The sequence below is a fragment of the Bartonella sp. AC62GZZY genome, from assembly GCF_042196525.1.
Classification (GTDB): Bacteria; Pseudomonadota; Alphaproteobacteria; order Rhizobiales; family Rhizobiaceae; genus Bartonella.
This window is the reverse complement of record NZ_JBHIQN010000053.1, coordinates 1-1,397: the sequence shown is the minus strand read 5'-3', so window position 1 is coordinate 1,397 and position 1,397 is coordinate 1. Positions and strand designations below refer to the sequence as shown.

General features: G+C 36.2%; 4 protein-coding genes. 2 read left to right on the top strand and 2 right to left on the bottom strand.

Translation table 11 applies throughout. The annotated features are described in order from the left end of the window. Nucleotides 1–128 precede the first annotated feature (128 nt). Nucleotides 129–455, top strand: coding sequence for a hypothetical protein (locus ACFIML_RS09090; RefSeq protein ID WP_375688007.1), 327 nt, complete (start codon nucleotides 129–131; stop codon nucleotides 453–455). A 23-nt stretch (nucleotides 456–478) separates the two neighbouring features. Here ACFIML_RS09090 and ACFIML_RS09085 read toward each other — a convergent pair whose 3' ends face one another. Then, on the bottom strand, nucleotides 479–784 hold the full coding sequence (locus tag ACFIML_RS09085) for a BrnA antitoxin family protein (protein ID WP_273756873.1): 306 nt from the start codon (nucleotides 782–784) through the stop codon (nucleotides 479–481). Beyond that, entirely contained in the window at nucleotides 762–1,061 is a 300-nt protein-coding gene (locus ACFIML_RS09080; RefSeq protein ID WP_006925654.1) for a BrnT family toxin, read from the bottom strand. The genes ACFIML_RS09085 and ACFIML_RS09080 overlap by 23 nt, the downstream gene beginning before the upstream one ends. A 194-nt stretch (nucleotides 1,062–1,255) precedes the next feature. Between ACFIML_RS09080 and ACFIML_RS09075 the strand changes: the two genes are divergently transcribed. Then, nucleotides 1,256–1,397: single-stranded DNA-binding protein (locus ACFIML_RS09075; RefSeq protein WP_375688009.1), on the top strand; the 142-nt coding region annotated here is incomplete at its 3' end.

The following is a 1,397-nucleotide window of genomic DNA, read 5'->3' as shown; positions in this document are numbered from 1 at the left end:
ATCGATAAAAAGGTACCGTACAAAGCGATTTAAAGATTTTATGATGAAAACCACACCAGCAACACAAAACGCTCTGTACGGTCAAATTTTAGGTAAATTAACCTATTGGTAAAAATAGGAATTAAAACATGGAAATATTAAAACAACTGTTCTTAACAAATCATAAACAGCCCATGCAAAAAAAGTGGGTTGCAACGGCTGTTGGGTATGTTCCTTGGGGAGATGGAGCAGCAGAGTATTTTTACAACCTCTATGAATATGAAGACGGCACAAGAGAGTGTGAAAAGTTTGACGGTGGTCAGTACTACACCGTACCAGAAAAGGCAGATTTTAGTACCAAAGCGCAAGTAAAAGCGTGGGTTTACGGTGGTGCTATTCCGAAAAGCGTTCTCAATTACGAACCTCTTATAGATGAGATCAATAAAGAGATCAAAAAATTATCGAAAGCAGTTTGATACTCTTTGTAGCAGGAAAGAGATCAACGCATTGAACGAAGCATGGCGTCACGTAAAATTGCGTTAATCCGTGTTTGATATCCTTTCCCTTGACTTTTAAGCCACGCTAGAACGTCTGAATCCACACGTACTGTTGTGACAGTTTTGGTTGGTTTATAGAATGGATTGCGAACGGCGTTTTTCCAGAATGCATCATTGAGTGACGGAATATCACTATGATCAATTGCACTGTCCGGCATTGCAGCCAGCTTATCAACTTCAACTCTCTGTTTATCTGTCAAAGGTGATAAGTTACCTACATCAATTTCATAAAGAACTTTCTTCTTCATAACGTTTCCTTTCTTTCGAGTTAGCTCGCCGCGCTGAAATAATACGGATTACTTCTATACCATCTTTATCATCATGGACAGTATGCGCCACGAGCAGCAGTAAAAAACCATCCACAAGACCCAAAGTTTGCCAACGATATTCTCCGTTTTCAATACGGTCTTGTTTAACCATGGCGAACGGGTCTGCAAAAACACGAGCAGCAATTTCAAAACTGACACGGTGCTTTCTAAGATTACTTTTTGCTTTAGTTTCATCCCATTCAAATCTTATTTTCATATCTTATGTTAATACATTTATGTATGTATTTCAAGAGTTTTAAATGAACACTGAACTATTTATGTTTTTTTGCATATTAAACATAATTTTATATGTTAAAAAACAATAATATCATTTTGAAATAATTGAAAAAATAAGCAAATCATGCTAAGATTTTCCATGTATTAAAGTACAAGTTTAAGGTAAGAAAAAACATGCTAAACAAAGTGACGTTAATCGGGCATTTAGGTGCTGATCCCGAAAGCAAAACAATGAATTCTGGAACAGAAGTAGTCAATTTTCGTATGGCAACTTCTGAAAGCTATACGGATAAAAATACTCATCAAAAAGTAGAGA